Origin of the sequence: Pseudomonas sp. UBA5706, assembly GCF_002419965.1 — a bacterium.
Lineage (GTDB): Bacteria > Pseudomonadota > Gammaproteobacteria > Pseudomonadales > Pseudomonadaceae > Aquipseudomonas.
In genome coordinates this window covers 51,383-66,943 of the sequence record NZ_DIHC01000031.1, presented here as the reverse complement: position 1 = coordinate 66,943, position 15,561 = coordinate 51,383, and the positions used below count along the sequence as shown (strand labels likewise).

Annotated in this window: 12 protein-coding genes; 6 read left to right on the top strand and 6 right to left on the bottom strand. The window is 58.8% G+C overall.

Features of this window, described 5'->3' with window-relative positions; translation table 11 throughout:
* Positions 1-2: 2 nt before the first annotated feature.
* The 4 genes from gspG to B3I26_RS14465 all read right to left on the bottom strand — a co-directional run bounded on the left by gspG (position 3) and on the right by B3I26_RS14465 (position 3,671).
* Entirely contained in the window at positions 3-428 is a 426-nt protein-coding gene (gene gspG, locus B3I26_RS14480) for a type II secretion system major pseudopilin GspG (protein WP_296258514.1), read from the bottom strand.
* 10 nt (positions 429-438) lie between these two features.
* A complete protein-coding gene (gspF, locus tag B3I26_RS14475) occupies positions 439-1,641 on the bottom strand; it encodes a type II secretion system inner membrane protein GspF (RefSeq protein WP_296258513.1) in 1,203 nt (400 codons plus the stop codon).
* Positions 1,642-1,643: 2 nt separating this feature from the next.
* The gene (gene gspE, locus B3I26_RS14470; protein ID WP_296258647.1) at positions 1,644-3,362 is read right to left on the bottom strand and encodes a type II secretion system ATPase GspE; all 1,719 of its coding nucleotides are present in this window, start codon (positions 3,360-3,362) and stop codon (positions 1,644-1,646) included.
* Between the two features lie 81 nt (positions 3,363-3,443).
* Positions 3,444-3,671 carry a hypothetical protein gene (locus B3I26_RS14465; protein ID WP_296258512.1) on the bottom strand — a complete coding sequence of 76 codons (228 nt, stop codon included), beginning with the start codon at positions 3,669-3,671 and terminating at the stop codon, positions 3,444-3,446.
* Positions 3,672-4,136: 465 nt separating this feature from the next.
* On the opposite strand from B3I26_RS14465, the gene B3I26_RS14460 reads away from it, so the two are divergent.
* Positions 4,137-6,872, top strand: coding sequence for a beta-glucosidase (locus B3I26_RS14460; protein WP_296258511.1), 2,736 nt, complete (start codon positions 4,137-4,139; stop codon positions 6,870-6,872).
* A gap of 121 nt (positions 6,873-6,993) precedes the next feature.
* Here the strand turns inward: B3I26_RS14460 and B3I26_RS14455 are convergent, their stop codons facing one another.
* Complete coding sequence (locus B3I26_RS14455) at positions 6,994-7,620, bottom strand: TetR/AcrR family transcriptional regulator (protein ID WP_296258510.1); 627 nt, start codon at positions 7,618-7,620, stop codon at positions 6,994-6,996.
* A 284-nt stretch (positions 7,621-7,904) separates the two neighbouring features.
* Between B3I26_RS14455 and rpe the strand changes: the two genes are divergently transcribed.
* From rpe to trpE, 3 genes are all read left to right on the top strand, one after another.
* Positions 7,905-8,576 (top strand): ribulose-phosphate 3-epimerase, encoded by a 672-nt coding sequence (rpe, locus tag B3I26_RS14450; RefSeq protein ID WP_296258509.1) that lies wholly within the window; start codon positions 7,905-7,907, stop codon positions 8,574-8,576.
* Positions 8,576-9,394, top strand: coding sequence for a phosphoglycolate phosphatase (locus B3I26_RS14445; RefSeq protein ID WP_296258508.1), 819 nt, complete (start codon positions 8,576-8,578; stop codon positions 9,392-9,394). Before rpe ends, B3I26_RS14445 begins: the two co-directional genes overlap by 1 nt.
* Positions 9,395-9,464: 70 nt before the next feature.
* A complete protein-coding gene (gene trpE, locus B3I26_RS14440; protein ID WP_296258506.1) occupies positions 9,465-10,946 on the top strand; it encodes an anthranilate synthase component I in 1,482 nt (493 codons plus the stop codon).
* 127 nt (positions 10,947-11,073) lie between these two features.
* Here the strand turns inward: trpE and estP are convergent, their stop codons facing one another.
* On the bottom strand, positions 11,074-13,011 hold the full coding sequence (gene estP, locus B3I26_RS14435; protein ID WP_296258504.1) for an esterase EstP: 1,938 nt from the start codon (positions 13,009-13,011) through the stop codon (positions 11,074-11,076).
* Between the two features lie 650 nt (positions 13,012-13,661).
* Here estP and B3I26_RS14430 point away from each other — a divergent pair.
* The gene (locus B3I26_RS14430) at positions 13,662-14,840 is read left to right on the top strand and encodes a tyrosine-type recombinase/integrase (RefSeq protein ID WP_296258503.1); all 1,179 of its coding nucleotides are present in this window, start codon (positions 13,662-13,664) and stop codon (positions 14,838-14,840) included.
* Positions 14,833-15,549, top strand: a complete 717-nt coding sequence (locus B3I26_RS14425) for a hypothetical protein (RefSeq protein ID WP_296258501.1) — start codon at positions 14,833-14,835, stop codon at positions 15,547-15,549. The genes B3I26_RS14430 and B3I26_RS14425 overlap by 8 nt, the downstream gene beginning before the upstream one ends.
* Positions 15,550-15,561 lie beyond the last annotated feature (12 nt).

Below are 15,561 nucleotides of genomic sequence, written 5' to 3'. Positions count from 1 at the left end.
GTTTATTCCCAGTTACCGATGTCGGCCTTGTAGCCTTCGCCGCCCGGCTGGCCGTCCTGACCATAGAAAATCAGATCGGAGCTGCCGTGTTCGCCGGGATAGCGATAGCCGAAGGCATGTCCGAACGGGTCCTTGAGGTCCGATGGCTTGGCGTAAGGGCCTGCCCAGCCTGGAGCGTTCGCCGGTTTGCTGACCAGTTGCTGCAAGTTCGCCGGAGGGGTGCCGACATCCAGGCCATAACTTTCGATCTTCATGCCCAGGCTGGCCAGTTGCGCCTTGCCCGCACCGTATTTGCCTTTATCGACATTACCGCCGACCTGGCGCACGACGATGGTGGCGACGATACCCAGCAGCACGATCACGGCGAGCATTTCCAACAGGGTGAAACCGCCCTGGCGGTGGCCGCGGGCAAGGTTGAAACGAGACATGGGTGTTTCCTCAAATGTTACTGGTAAGGCTCATCAGCGGCAGCATGATGGCGAGCATGATCACCGCCACCATCACCGCCATGACCACGGTCAGACTGGGTACAAGCGCCGCGAGCAGGCGGTCTATGCCGCGCTTGGCCTCGACGTCGAACACGTCGGCGACCTTGAGCAACATGCTGTCGAGATTGCCGGCCTGTTCGCCGACTTCGATCATCTGCAGTGCCAGTTCCGGCAGCAGCGGGTGTTCACCGAAGGCCTGGGCCAGCGTGCCGCCGCCCTTGACCCAGTCGGTGGCGTGCTCGACCTGAGCGCGCAATGCGTGATTGCCGCAGACCTGACGGACGATGGTCATCGCCTGCAACAGCGCCACGCCATTGCTCAGCAGGGTGCCCAGCGTGCGTGCCAGTCGGGCGGCCTCCACCCGTTGCAGCAACGGGCCGATGACCTTGATCAGGAGTACGCGGCGGTCGTGACGCTGACGTCGCTGCGGATCCCGACGCATGATGGCGATGCTCCAGATCGACACCACAATCGCTGCCAGCAACAACAGGCCATAGGCGCTCAGGAATTCGCCCAGCCCCAGAATGGCTTGGGTGATCAGCGGGATGGGCACGCCGAGGTCGCGGAAAATCGGTACGAACTGCGGCACGACGTAGGCCAGCAGCAGCGCCAGGGAGCCGAGCACGCCAACCACCAGAAAGATCGGATAAATCAGCGCGTTGATGACTTCGCCGCGCAGCATCTGGCTGCGCTCAAGGTAGTCGGAGAGCTGTCGCAGCGTATGTTCGAGCGACCCTCCAGCCTCACCGGCACGCACCATGCTGATGTACAGGCCCGAGAACTGGCCGTGTTCTTCTTCCAGCGCCTGACTCAAGGGCTTGCCAGCCTTGACCTGCTCGCGCACCCGCTCCAGCAATGCCTGGCGTTTGGGCTCGTGGGTCTGTCTGAGCAGAATGCCCAGCGCGCGTTCCAGCGGCTGACCGGCGCCCAGTAGCGTCGCCAGTTGCTGGGTGAAGCTGACCAGAGCGGCGCCGTTCATGGCACTGCGACGCATGACGGCGCGCAAGTCGCTACCGGCACTGGCGTCCAGGCTCAACACCAGCAGGCCACGCTGTTGCAGGGTGGTCACAGCGGCTGTTTGGTCGGGGGCTTCCAGCGCACCCTTCTGAACGGCGCCTTCGGCATCCAGTGCACGGTATTTGAAATGCGCCATGGTCAGTCGCCGCGCGTAACGCGCAGCACCTCTTCAAGCGAGGTGACGCCTGCAACAGCCTGGCGCAAACCCTCTTCATAGAGTGTGCGCAACCCGCCGCGGCGGGCGGCTTGCTCCAGCGTGGCGGCGTCAGCCTGACGCATCAGTAGCGAACGCAGCTCTTCGTTCATCACCAGCAATTCGGTGATTGCGCTGCGCCCGTGGTAGCCGCCGCCGGGCAACTCGCTGGCCGGGCGATAGAGCAGAATCGGCCGCTGGTCGGTGAAGCGTTCCAGGTCATGTTCAGCCACCAGCTGCCGCGGCGCCTCAAAGGCGACTCGCGTGGCAGGGTCGAGCCTGCGCACCAGACGCTGGGCCAGAATGCCTTTGACGGTCGAGGCGATCAGGTAGCTTTCGACGCCCATGTCCAGCAACCGGGTGATACTCGCCGCAGCGCTGTTGGTGTGCAGGGTGGAAAGCACCAGGTGGCCGGTGAGCGAGGACTGGATCGCGATACGGCAGGTTTCCAGGTCGCGCATCTCACCGATCATGATCACGTCCGGGTCCTGACGCACGATGGAGCGCAGGGCTCCGGCGAAGTCCAGGCCGATGGAGGGTTTCACCTGTATCTGGTTGATGCCTTCCAGCTGGTACTCCACCGGGTCTTCAACGGTAATGATCTTGCGTTCGGCGGTATTCAGGCGCGACAGGGCGGTGTACAGCGTGGTGGTTTTGCCGGAGCCGGTGGGGCCGGTGACAAGCAGAATGCCGTGGGGGTTTTCCAGCACGTCGAGAAAGGTCTGCAGGCGCTCGCCATCCATGCCCAGGCTTGGAAAGTCAAAACTCACGGTCTGGCGGTCGAGCAAACGCATGACCACCGACTCGCCGAAACTGGTGGGCACGGTGCTAACGCGCAAGTCCAGCTCCTTGCCCTGGATGCGCAGCATGATGCGGCCATCCTGGGGCAGGCGCCGTTCGGCGATGTCCAGCCGGGCCATGATCTTAAGCCGCGAGATGATCGCCGCCGAAGAACTGGAAGGGGGGGCTTCCGCTTCATGCAGCACGCCGTCGATACGGTAACGCACCTTGAGGTGGCTTTCGAACGGTTCGATGTGAACATCGGAGGCGCGCTGTTCGACCGCGCGCTGCAGGATCAGGTTGACCAGGCGGATGACCGGAGCCTCGGACGCCAGGTCCTTGAGATGTTCAATGTCCTCTTCTGCGCCACTGTGCTCATCCAGCGTTTCGATCAAGGAGCCCATCGCCGAACGACCCTGGCCGTAGAAGCGCTCGATCAGCCCGTCCACTTCGCTCGCGGCACCCACCGAGACGTACACCGGCAACTGGCAGGCGTAGCGCAGCGCATCGAAGGCATAGGCATTGCCGGGGTTGGCCGCAAGTACATGAACGCCATCGGCATGTTTGCCAATGGGCAACAGACGATAGTGGCGCAGAAAGCGCTCGCTGAGCGCGGGCAGGGCATCAGCAGGCAACGGCACGGCGTCGGCCATGAGTAGCGGTGCATTCAGGGTCGATGCCCAAGCGCGTGCCAGGTCCATTTCCGAGACCAACCCCAGACGCGTCAGCATTTCGGTCAGCGAGCTACCGTCGGCATCCTGCGCCAACCGTCGGGCGCGGTCGAGATCAGCTGTCTTGAGCCCGGCATGGGCCAGCAGCCAGTCACACAGCGCTTCGGAAGAAAGTGCGGTCAGGTCTTGGCTATCGAGGGGAGGAAACGTTATGGACACAGCAAGCTTCAAATAATGGGGGCCTCTTTCGAGACCCCCTTTGGTAATGAGTTACGCATCAATAAAGAGCATGCGTTAGTTTGACGCAGGCGCCGTTTTATTTGTCGGGCGGCCGCGTTTGTTTTCATCGGCCTGGTTTTGTTTATGCTGTTTCTTCTCGGCTTTTGTATCTTGAGTTTGAGTCATTACCGTCGAATCCGATGCGCCGGAAACGTTTTCCTGCGTATCGGAATCGGCAGCGAAAGTCGCGCCGGAAAGCGCAATCGTTACTGCTGCAAGGGCGCCGAGGATTGGCATTTTCATGGGGTATTCTCCAGTGTTTATATCGGGCTTGAAATACGTATCTGGCCCCGAGAAAGGGCTGGCTGCGGCGCTTCTGCCGCCTGTAATCCCCATCCTGCAAGGTCTGCAGGGGGCATCCAGAAAAATTGCTAAACCTACAGACCTGTCGGTTTAGCTGTAGTTCAGTGGTTGTGTCAAAAAATTACAAGTTTTACCGGTCGTCTGTTTTTTGTTTGACTTCGCCTGAAAACAAAAGCCTTAATTTAAATGCAGCGGGTGTTCCCGTGCTAATCAGTGGCTTATTGCCATTAACCTTAGTAGTTAAGAGTGTGTCGTCAAAAGTTGGTCGCTAGTTCGGCCGCTGTTTTCCGTCGTCCGTTGTTTCTAATTAGAAACTTCGGTATAGGCAAACTATTGCCCAAAATCAACGGTTTCAGCGTGTCAACTGCGACAAAACAGCGCGGGCGATATCTGGAGAATGTTTGTATGCGAAACCGTAAAACATTGGGTGCCCATTCGGCTCTGGCCCTGTTGAGTCTGGCCATCGGTCACGCCAATGCTGCCGACGCCACCACGCAGGAGCTGCTGGCGGCCAAAGAAGTACGCGCCGACAAGGCGGCCGAAAAGACACTGGCCAAGATGACCCAGGAAGAAAAACTGGCCTACATCGGCGGGATCGGCGGTTGGGACGTCAAGCCGCTGAGTCAGTACGGCGTTCCGCAGATTCACGGTGCCGATGGCGGCGCGGGCATTCGCTACACCAGCCAGGGCAACGCTTCGGGCGTGGTCTATCCATCCGGCCCTAACCTGGCAGCCACCTTCAACCCGCGCCGCGCCATCGATTTCGGCCGCGCGCTGGGCTACGACACTGCCACCGGCGGCTACCAGTTCGTCACAGGTCCCGGCATGAACCTGTACCGCATGCCTTGGAGCGGTCGGGCATTCGAGTACCTGTCCGGTGAAGATCCATTCCTGGGCGCCAGCCTGGGCCCGGCAGTGATCAACGGCATCCAGCAGCGCCGCGTGTGGGCGGAAGCCAAGCACTATGCGGGCAACGATCAGGAAACCAATCGCTTCATCCTCAATCAGGTCATGCCTGAGCGTGTACTGCGCGAAATGACGCTGCCGCCTTTTGAGTCGGCGACCAAGAACGGCACCGTGGCGATGATGATGTGCTCGTTCCAGAAGGTGAACGGCGAGTATGCGTGCGAAAACAAGCACCTGATCGATGCCATTCTGAAAAAGGAATGGGGCTACAAGGGCCTGGTACAGAGCGACTACAACGCCGTCGTTCATGGCTTGCCGGCAGCGCAGGCGGGTACCGATCTGGACATGATGGGTGGCCAGATGAACAGCTCGGTGTTGAAGCCTTACCTGGACAGCGGTGAGCTGGACATGGCGACCATCGATGACAAGGTCCGCCGCATCCTCAAGAACATCTACCTGTACCAGTTCGATAAATTCGCGCCGCTGACCGCGCACAACATGAACAGCGCAACCAGTAACAAGGTCGCGCTGAACATCGCCCGCGAAGGCATCGTGTTGCTGAAGAACCAGAATGACGTGCTGCCGCTGGACAAATCCAAGGTCAAGCGCATCGCTGTCGTCGGCAACCTGGCCAAGTACGCGCCGCCAACCGGTTTCGGCAGTGCCCATGTTGACGCTACGCACTACATCAGCGAGCTCAGTGGCCTGACGCAAATGGCCCCGAATGCCAAGGTCGAGTTCCTCGACGGCCTGTCCCTTGACCCTGCAGCCTCGCCATGGACCACCACCGACAGCAAGGGCAACGAAGTCAGCGGCATGAAAGCCGAGTTCTTCACCAATGCCAACTGGTCGGGTGAGCCGTCCGCTACACGTATCGATACCCACGTCGATATGGACTGGTCCACCGATGACATCCCGAGCAATGGCGACACCTCCAACACTTCGATCCGCTGGAGCGGCAAGGTCACCCCGACCACCAGCGGCGATCAGGTGTTCAAGGTGCGTGCCGATGGCGCGGTTCGCGTGTGGGTCAACGGTGAGAAGATCATCGACAATGGCGATGGCGAAAACATCACCAACAAGAGTATTCCTCCAACCATCCCGGTGTCCGGCAAGATCAAGCTGGAAGCAGGAAAAGCGTACGACGTGAAGCTTGAGTACTCGCGCCGTGACGGCTACCTGTCGACCATGGGCGGCCTGGTGGGTGTACAGATGGCCTGGGCATCGCTCACTGCGCCGCAGGATCTGTCGGCCTATGACGCGGTCGTGGTGGCTGTGGGTAACAGCAATGAGTACGAAGGCGAAGGTTTCGACCACAGTTTCGACCTGCCCGAATATCAGAACGAGCTGATCCAGAACATCGCCAAGGCCAACCCGAACACCGTGGTGACGATGCACGGCGGTACTGCGCTGAAGATGAGCGACTGGATCGATCAGGTGCCAGCAGCACTGCACGCCTTCTACCCAGGGCAGAACGGTGGTCAGGCGCTTGCCGAGATTCTGTTCGGTAAGGTCAACCCGTCGGGCAAGCTGCCAATCAGTATCGAGCGCAATGTCGAAGATAACCCGCTCTACCCGGACTTCCCGAAGTTCGACAACACCCGCACGCTCAAGGAAATCAGCTACAAGCACGACCTGACGATGCTGGGCTATCGCGGTTACGACAAGAAGGGCACCAAGCCGCTGTTCGCCTTCGGTCACGGCCTGTCATACACCCAGTTCACCTACAACAATATTTCCGTCACGCCTGGCGTTGCGGTGGGCAACACGCCGATCAAGGTGTCGTTCGATCTGACCAACAGCGGCAAACGTGCCGGCTCTGAAGTGGCCGAGCTGTATGTCGGTCAGCAAAATCCGACAGTGGAACGCGCCGTCAAGGAGCTCAAGGGCTATAAGAAGGTCTTCCTGCAGCCGGGTGAAACGCGTCACGTCACCATCGAACTGAATGATCGTTCGTTGGCGTATTTCGACGAGGCGAGCAAGCAATGGGTGATTGACGCCGACACCTTCAATATCAGCCTGGGTGCTGCGTCGGATGACATTCGACTCAACGCGAAACTGGTCAACTCGTTCCGTCAGGAACTCTCGACCACTACCAGCAACCCGTTGCCGCGTTCAGCGCTGAACTCGACCAAGGTGACCTTGCCTGCCATCAAGACGGGTGGCGTTTTCGATCAAAGCGAAAGTGTCGACGAAGGCACTGGCAGCAGCGATTACGACAACACCGACTACTGATCCAGCGACGAGGCAGGTGCCGCCAGAGGAGGGCGCATCAGGGACATTCATGACCTGATGTGCCGGATGGCCGCGCTCCAGCTTCGCGGGTAGGAAGGTACTGATACAGTGTGGCCAGTGGTCAGGGGCGGATGTCCCTTTCCACTTGCGCCACATACCCGTCAAAGCGCGTTACCAGATCGACCGTCCCGGGAAACCGCAGCCACTGCAGCTGCAGACCGTCCATCATCGCCAGCAGTTGATGGATCGTTGCATCCAGATCCACGTCCTCTCGCACTTCCCCCTTTACCACCAGTATTTCCAGTCGCTCACGCATTCGAGCGTGAATCGCCGTGTAGCGGGTCTGAAACCATTCCCAGGCCGGATGGCTGTCCACCAGGCTCTCGGCATTGAGAATACTAAACGCGCGAATGACCCCGGGCGCTGTCGCGTTCGAGCGGTTTATCTCCTGCAGCCCGTGCAGAAAGCTGCGCAGTGTCGGCTCGCTCTGCAATTGATCGACAATACGGTGGTTGACTTCGTCTCGCCGCGCCAGGACTCCCATCAGCAATGCCACTTTGCTGGGGAAGTGATGCAGCACGCCGGCCACCGAAATACCGACGATATCCGCGATGCGGGCGATGGATGCCCCGGTATAGCCCTCAAGGGAAAACAGCTGAAGCGCTGCGTCCAGCAGCTCCTCTCGGCGCTTTTCGCCTTTCGGTGCACGGCGGGTACGAGGAGCTGTAGTGGATGAATGAACTGTCATTGCAATGCTCGCGCCTGGCGCCTCCATGAAATACCGGTCTTAAAGCGACAGTGAATCCTTCTGTGAGCCTCAAGCTCATCTGCTGCCGTGCATAACAAGTCGAGCATGCTCTTGCGCCGGGTTGCAAGGGCGCATTTGAGGGTTTGGCCTCAGCCGGCTGTTGCAATCACTCGGCAAGGCCTGTGTTTGCGGGGCCTGGACGGCTTTCATCCGTCAGCCGAGCCAGGTCCCGAACTCTTGGAGTACAATGCGCGCCACCGTGATTTCGCTCAAAAAGGTGCCTCATGCAGCCCTTCGCTATTGCTCCGTCGATTCTGTCCGCCGATTTCGCCCGCCTGGGTCAGGAAGTCGACAATGTTCTGGCCGCGGGTGCCGACATCGTCCACTTCGACGTCATGGACAACCACTACGTCCCCAACCTCACCATAGGTCCGATGGTCTGCGCGGCGTTGCGCAAGTACGGCATCACTGCGCCGATTGACGTGCACCTGATGGTCAGCCCCGTGGATCGCATCATCGGCGACTTCGTCGAAGCGGGCGCGACCTTCATCACCTTCCACCCGGAAGCGACCCAGCACATCGACCGCTCCCTGCAACTGATCCGCGAAGGCGGCTGCAAGGCTGGCCTGGTGTTCAACCCGGCCACCCCGTTGAACCTGCTCGAATACGTCATGGACAAGGTCGACATGATCCTGCTCATGAGCGTCAACCCGGGCTTCGGTGGTCAGAAGTTCATCCCCGGTACACTCAACAAGCTGCGCGAAGCCCGCGCGTTGATCGACGCGTCGGGTCGTGACATCCGTCTGGAAATCGACGGCGGCGTCAACGTGAACAACATTCGTGAAATCGCCGCTGCCGGCGCCGACACGTTCGTTGCAGGCTCGGCGATCTTCAATGCGCCCGATTATCAGCAGGTCATTGAAAAAATGCGTGCAGAACTGGCGTTGGCTCGTTGATGAGCGGCTTCGAACAGCTGTTCCCGGGTCGTCTGCCCAAACTGATCATGTTCGATCTGGATGGGACATTGGTCGACTCGGTGCCGGACCTGGCCGCAGCTGTGGATAAAACGTTGGTTCAGCTTGGACGCCCGCCCGCCAGTATCGACGCCGTGCGCGATTGGGTTGGCAACGGCGTGCGTGTGCTGGTGCGACGCGCCTTGGCCAACAGCCTCGATCACAGCGCTGTCGACGAAGCGTCTACCGAGGCGGCGCTGGCGATTTTCATGGAGGCCTACAGCGAGAGTCACGCGCTGACGAAGGTTTATCCTGGCGTGCGTGAAACCCTCAAATGGCTGCAGAAGCGCGGCGTTGAAATGGCCCTGATCACCAACAAGCCGGAGCGCTTCGTTGCGCCGCTGCTGGACGAGATGAAGCTGGGGCGGTTCTTCCGCTGGATCGTCGGGGGCGATACCTTGCCGCAGCAGAAGCCCGATCCTGCGGCACTGTTCTTCGTGATGAAAATGGCCGGCGCACCGGGCTCGCAATCGCTGTTCGTGGGCGATTCGCGCAATGACGTGTTGGCCGCCAAAGCCGCCGGTGTCGCCTGCGTGGCAATGAGCTATGGCTATAACCACGGGCGTCCGATTGCCGAGGAATCTCCGGCGCTGGTGATCGACGATCTGCGCAAATTGATTCCCGGTTGCTTAGATGTTGGGGCTGAGATAACGTTGCCCGACGTCAAACCTCCCTCCTTTAGAGATTCCATCGTGGTGGTCACTCGCAAACTCTGGATGAAAGTCATCAAGGCCCTGGCCCGCTGGCGTTGGCGCGCCTGACTTGAATCTGGCCGAACCTGCGGCACGTTTGCACACCTGACCGTTTTACCCTCACACCACGAGGCTGATCATGACCCGCGAAGAATTTCTGCGCCTGGCCGCCGAAGGCTATAACCGCATTCCACTTGCACTCGAAACCATTGCTGACTTCGACACGCCCTTGTCGATCTATCTGAAACTGGCCGACGAACCCAACTCCTATCTGCTGGAGTCGGTACAGGGCGGCGAGAAGTGGGGCCGTTACTCGATGATCGGCCTGCCGTGCCGCACTGTGATGCGGGCACATGACCACCACATCAGCGTGACCCACGACGGCGTCGAGGTAGAGAGCCTGGAGACCGAAGATCCGCTGGCCTTCGTCGAAACCTTCAAGGCACGTTACAACGTGCCGACCATTACCGGCCTGCCGCGCTTCAATGGTGGTCTGGTCGGTTACTTTGGTTATGACTGCGTGCGCTACGTGGAACCGCGCCTAGGCAAGTGCCCGAATCCTGACCCATTGGGCGTCCCGGACATTCTGCTGATGGTGTCCGACGCGGTGGTGGTCTTCGACAATCTGGCGGGCAAGATGCACGCCATCGTGCTGGTAGACCCCGCGCAGCCAGAGGCCTACGAAAACGGGCTGGCGCGCCTGCAAACATTGATGGAAAAGCTGCGTCAGCCGATCGCGCCACGTCCGGGACTGGACCTGACCCGACCACAGGCCGCCGACCCGGTCTTCCGTTCAAGTTTCACCCAGAGCGACTACGAAAAAGCCGTCGACACCATCAAGGAATACATCCTGGCGGGCGACTGCATGCAGGTCGTGCCGTCGCAGCGCATGTCCATCGACTTCAAAGCCGCACCCATCGACCTGTATCGCGCGCTGCGCTGCTTCAACCCGACGCCTTACATGTACTTCTTCAACTTCGGCGACTTCCACGTGGTCGGCAGTTCGCCAGAGGTCCTGGTGCGTGTCGAAGATAACCTGATCACCGTGCGGCCGATTGCCGGTACTCGCCCTCGCGGCGCGACCGAGGAAGCGGACCGCGCGCTGGAAGTCGATTTGCTGTCCGATGACAAGGAAATCGCCGAGCACCTGATGCTCATCGACCTGGGCCGTAATGACACCGGCCGCGTCTCGGCAATCGGCTCGGTAAAGCTGACCGAGAAGATGGTGATCGAGCGTTATTCCAACGTGATGCACATTGTGTCCAACGTCACTGGCCAGCTGAAAAGCGGGCTGACGGCAATGGATGCACTGCGGGCGATACTTCCGGCGGGCACACTGTCTGGCGCGCCGAAGATTCGGGCGATGGAAATCATCGATGAGCTGGAGCCGGTCAAGCGCGGCGTGTACGGCGGCGCGGTGGGTTATCTGGCGTGGAACGGCAACATGGACACTGCAATCGCCATTCGCACGGCAGTGATCAAGAACGGCGAACTGCACGTCCAGGCGGGCGGCGGCATCGTGGCCGACTCTGTTCCTGCGCTGGAGTGGGAAGAAACGCTGAATAAACGCCGCGCCATGTTCCGCGCCGTGGCGTTGGCGGAGCAAACGCCAGAGGCATGATGAGGGGCGTCAACATGAGCGCGGGGCCAGTGCCCCGCGTTTTTATGTGCGCTTGATGGTCTTTCTGTAGCCTGCGGCGGTGCCCTCGAAGTCGCCGCTGTCGGCTAGCCGCGATGACAGGTGATCACTAAAAATCCAGACTCAGCGCCAGATTTATCCCCTGTTGTGTCACCGCATCGTTCTTGCGCCAGTTGTAACCCGCCCGCAGCGTCAGGTCCGGTGCCAGTTTTTGACTCAAGCCCACGCTCGCCCGATTCAAACTGCGTTGCGGCTCATAACCCTGCAGAGTGAAATCCACCCCCGGCACGCTGTTCAGCGCGATGGTCACATCCTGCTGGTCGGTGTCGAACTCCCTCTCGTGGGCTACTTCACCAAACAGTTGGGTCTGCGGCGTGATAGCGAATTTGCCCTGCACACCTGCGCCCAGCCGTTTTGACCTGCGGGTCTGATCTTCATAGTTAAGCGCGGTGGAGCGGGTGCTGTTTTCCGAATAGCCATCGACCTCGACGCGGGAATAATCGGCGCTGATGAATGGCGAGAAATGCCAGCGACTGGTTTGCTCGGCAAGATCGAAGCCCAACCGACCGCTGAGTGCCCACATATTGCCGTCGGTATTGCCTTTCTCTGCGCCTTCGCTGATGCCCAGAGCGAACTTGCGCTTGAGACTGTCGTAATCCAGCTTTCCAGCCGATGCCGCCAGATCGGCCCACCAGTGATTCGCCTGAAACTGCACGAATGCCGTTGCCAGATAACTGTTGAGTTTGTAACCCGAGTCTCGTGGCCCGGCTTCCAGCGTTTGTCGATAAGCCCCGGCGACCAGACCTGCACGCCAGTCTTCGGCGAAACGGTAGCTGCCACCGAGGGTCAGGTTATAACCATGACCGTCGGCGCTGGCAGAATTGCTTTGCGAGTCGAAGTCCATTTGCTGACCGCCGCCCGCGACGATGGCGCGCCACTCGCCGATGTTCTGCCAACTGGTCCAATCGGCAAGCCACTGACTGCGAAGCTCGTCTTGCTGAGCGCGCAAGGTGCCGTTGGCCATTTCCGGCAGCAGGGTGATTTCCCACGGCGCGGAGAGTATCGAGTAGCCGTAGTCGGCGATCAGGCGCTGACCGGCGACGGTGGGGTGCACGCCATCATTGAACAGCAATTTGGTCGGGTCGGGTGTGCTGCCGTTGATGCCATAGATGCTGTTGGCGACGCAGCTGTTGCCGCTGAAGCAGGTGCCTGTGAGATTCTGGTTGGCGGCGAGGCCGAAGCGCGCCGGATCATCGAGAACGTCATGAATAAGCCCGGGGACGTTCAGGGGAATCACTTCGGCGTCGATTTGACTCAGCCGATTGACCAGTTGCTGATTGAACACGCCGCTGAGCAGCGTGGACGGAATTTGCAAAGGTGTCCCGGAGACAGCAGGCGTTTGGCCAATGTCGGGCAGCAACCAGACCATGATGTAACGCGCCCCGGCCTGCGACAGCGCCTGCGCGCCGGCTGCAAGGTTGTTGGCGGCGCCCACCGCTTGCTGCGCGCTCAACACCCGGCCTTGCAGAAAGTCGTTTCCTCCACCGGTCAGGTAGTACAAAGCGTTGGGGTCGGCGCGGAAATTGTTTTCCAGCAGATAGCCCGGTCGGGTGCGCAAAACAGTCGTGACCCCTGTGGCACTGTCGGCGTTCGCCACTTGCGACTGCGTGGTGATGGCCGCTAGGATCTGGTCCGTGCGATCCCCTCCGACTGCCCAGTTGTTGCCGTCGGCCAGACCTGACGCAGCACGTACCGGCGAGGTTGAGGCCTGCAAGTCAGCAGGGGAGACGCCGAGCATGCCGCCCAGTAAGGTCGAGGAGTTCAGGCCGTAGACTTCGCCGCTGCCGTTCAGATAGGTCGGGCCGGTGCGGTTGGTGAAGCGCAGCGTTGCACCGGTCGGGCCCCCAGCATCGGGAAACTGGCCGGCATCGGCAAGGCTGTCGCCGAAGACGATCATGGTCGAGTAGGGAGCGGCCGCCGCAGCCGTTGAGCAGACGAAAGAGAGCAGGCCAACCGCGAACGGCCAGCACAGAGTTGCTTTGCGCATGGAGAGATCCTTTCTTGTTTTGTATTGCCGTAGCAGAAGGTAGCAGCCTCGATACAGGTCGGCATGTCACGGATCAATTGACTGCGCCATTCTGTACCGGTCTGGCGCAGTCGATCTGCACCTTGTCACCCACCCAATGCCGCGAAATACCCTTGGACAGCGGTCACCCAGGCACTACGATATTGCGCCACATGCGGCGGTACGCTACTGTGCGGCAACGTATGAACGAGACCTTCCCTGTGTCGATTGTCAGCAGCTTCTTGATGCGTGTTATCAAGGCTCACGCCCGTTGGCGTTGGCGCGCCTGACTATTTCCCTGCCGGCCATGCCGGACCTGTATTGATATGCCTTCTCAAGCCTCGGTTTAGCGCCGTCTCGCCGGACTCCCTCCTGCGACACATCGGCGCAACCGTGGGCATGAAACGGAAGGCCACCTTAGAAGCGGTAATTCAAAAGGTTAAGCACAAAATGCTGCTGATGATCGATAACTACGATCATTGTCCGGCATCGTCTCCGTCTGTCCGATTGGCCCTGTAAATACTGACTTAGACAGTTACATACGTCCGCCATTGTCCTTCGTCGAGCGAAGACAGCCGAGAAAAATGCGGGTATGGTTGCGGGTATCGATCCCCTCATCCCCGTATACCCTCATGCCGTTAACCGATGTCAAAATCCGCCAATCGAAACCTGGTCCCGTTACTGTCAAGCTTACCGATGGTGGCGGTCTTTACTTGGAGATCACGCCTGGTGGCAACAAGTTGTGGCGCTATCGCTTCCGCCTCGGCGGCAAGGAGAACACATATGCGGTCGGTGCCTATCCTAACCTGTCTCTGAGCGCGGCGCGTTCCGAACGGGATGCAGCACGGGAACTGGTTAAAGCCGGGCGCAATCCTGCCCATGTTCGTCAGACCGTTAAAGCTCAGCAGCTCACCGAGAACACAAATACATTCAAGGTGGTGGCCGAGGAATGGATTGAGAAGCGCCTAGCAAAGCGCACGGAGAAATACCGAGATCAGATCAGGCGGGCTTTCACGAATGACGTCTACCCCAAGATTGGGCGTCTACCGCTCAGGGAGATCACCGCTGCGCAAGTTTTGTCGATCATGACGCAGATGGACAAACGAGATGCGAGAACGCTGGCATTGATGGTGCGACAGTGGATCTCGTCTGTTTTTTGCTATGGCGTCGTGACGCTGCGGGCTGATGCGGACCCCGCTGCCGCGGTTCGTGGTGCAGTCGTCCGGGGAGATATTAACCACAGTCGGCCTATGAGCTTTGAAGAGCTTTCTGTATATTTGGCCGCGGTTGCTAAGTACGGTGGGCATCGGGTAACCGTAATCGCGCTCTACCTGCTACCCATTTTATTTGTCCGTACAGTCGAATTGCGGCTAGCGAGATGGTCAGAGTTCGATTTGGACGAGGGCTTGTGGCTGGTACCTGCAGAGAGGATGAAAAAACGGCGTCCTCACTTGGTGCCTCTACCTTCGCAAGCGCTCGTCCTGCTGCGCGAGCTGCGACGGATAACACCTGGTGATTTGCTGTTCCCCGGACTCAAGCGGCCTGATCAGCCCCTATCGCCGACAACGCTTAATCGAGCGCTTGAATACATGGACCTAAAGGGCTGGCACTGTCACGACTTTCGCGCAACAGCGTCGACGCACCTGTATGAGGCTCAGCGTTGGTCAGAGGAGGTTATAGAATTTCAGCTTGCGCACGTCGAGAAGAAGAAGAGTAAAGCAGCATATAATCATGCCCAATATCTAGATTGTCGCCGTACATTAATGCAATGGTGGGCAGATAAAATTTCAGGAAATGGATCTTATGTCTAAGGTTGTTTTGGGGCTTATTGAATATTCAGGAAAAGTTGCAGCAGCCTCTTTGGTCTTTGCTGCAATGGCATGTTGTGCTGGTTATTTTCAGGTGAAATCTTATCTGATTGAGCTTGGTGCTTTTTGGTTTTCGTCGAGTTACCCGCTGGTGGAACTTGGGATTCGTGGTACGGTTTATGCTGCTGCAGTATTGCTGGTGGCGGTAATTATTATGACAGTTAATCATTACCGGATGATAAAGGTTGGTCATATAAGGTACGTTGGATTATCGATTATGCTTGTCATGGCAATATATTTCTCTTGGAAATTATGGAAGGGGGAACTTTATCAGGACGGAGAGCTGAAAATTATGTCGAATGGCTGGGAGGTTACCCTATCTATAGTTCTTTATACTACCATGGCTCTACGTATTTTTCAGTCAGTCAACATAGATAACGTCGATAGAATTTCTGTACTTAGCATCGTGCCAATTTTGGTGTGCATTGGTCTGATAGTCGTTCCAGTAAACGTTGGAAAACAGCGTGCGGTGGCAGATAGGGCTGATGGTTTTCCCCACCAGCCACTGGTTCGCAAAAATGAAGGTAACCAGTCTTATCATCTGATTGCCTCTGCTGGTGGGAAGTTTTTGCTGTTGCAGAATGTCGTTAAGGGTGCGGCATTTTTGACCGTTGAACTAGATGAGAATTGGTTGGTAGAACCATCCTTTTGATGGTGAAAGTTG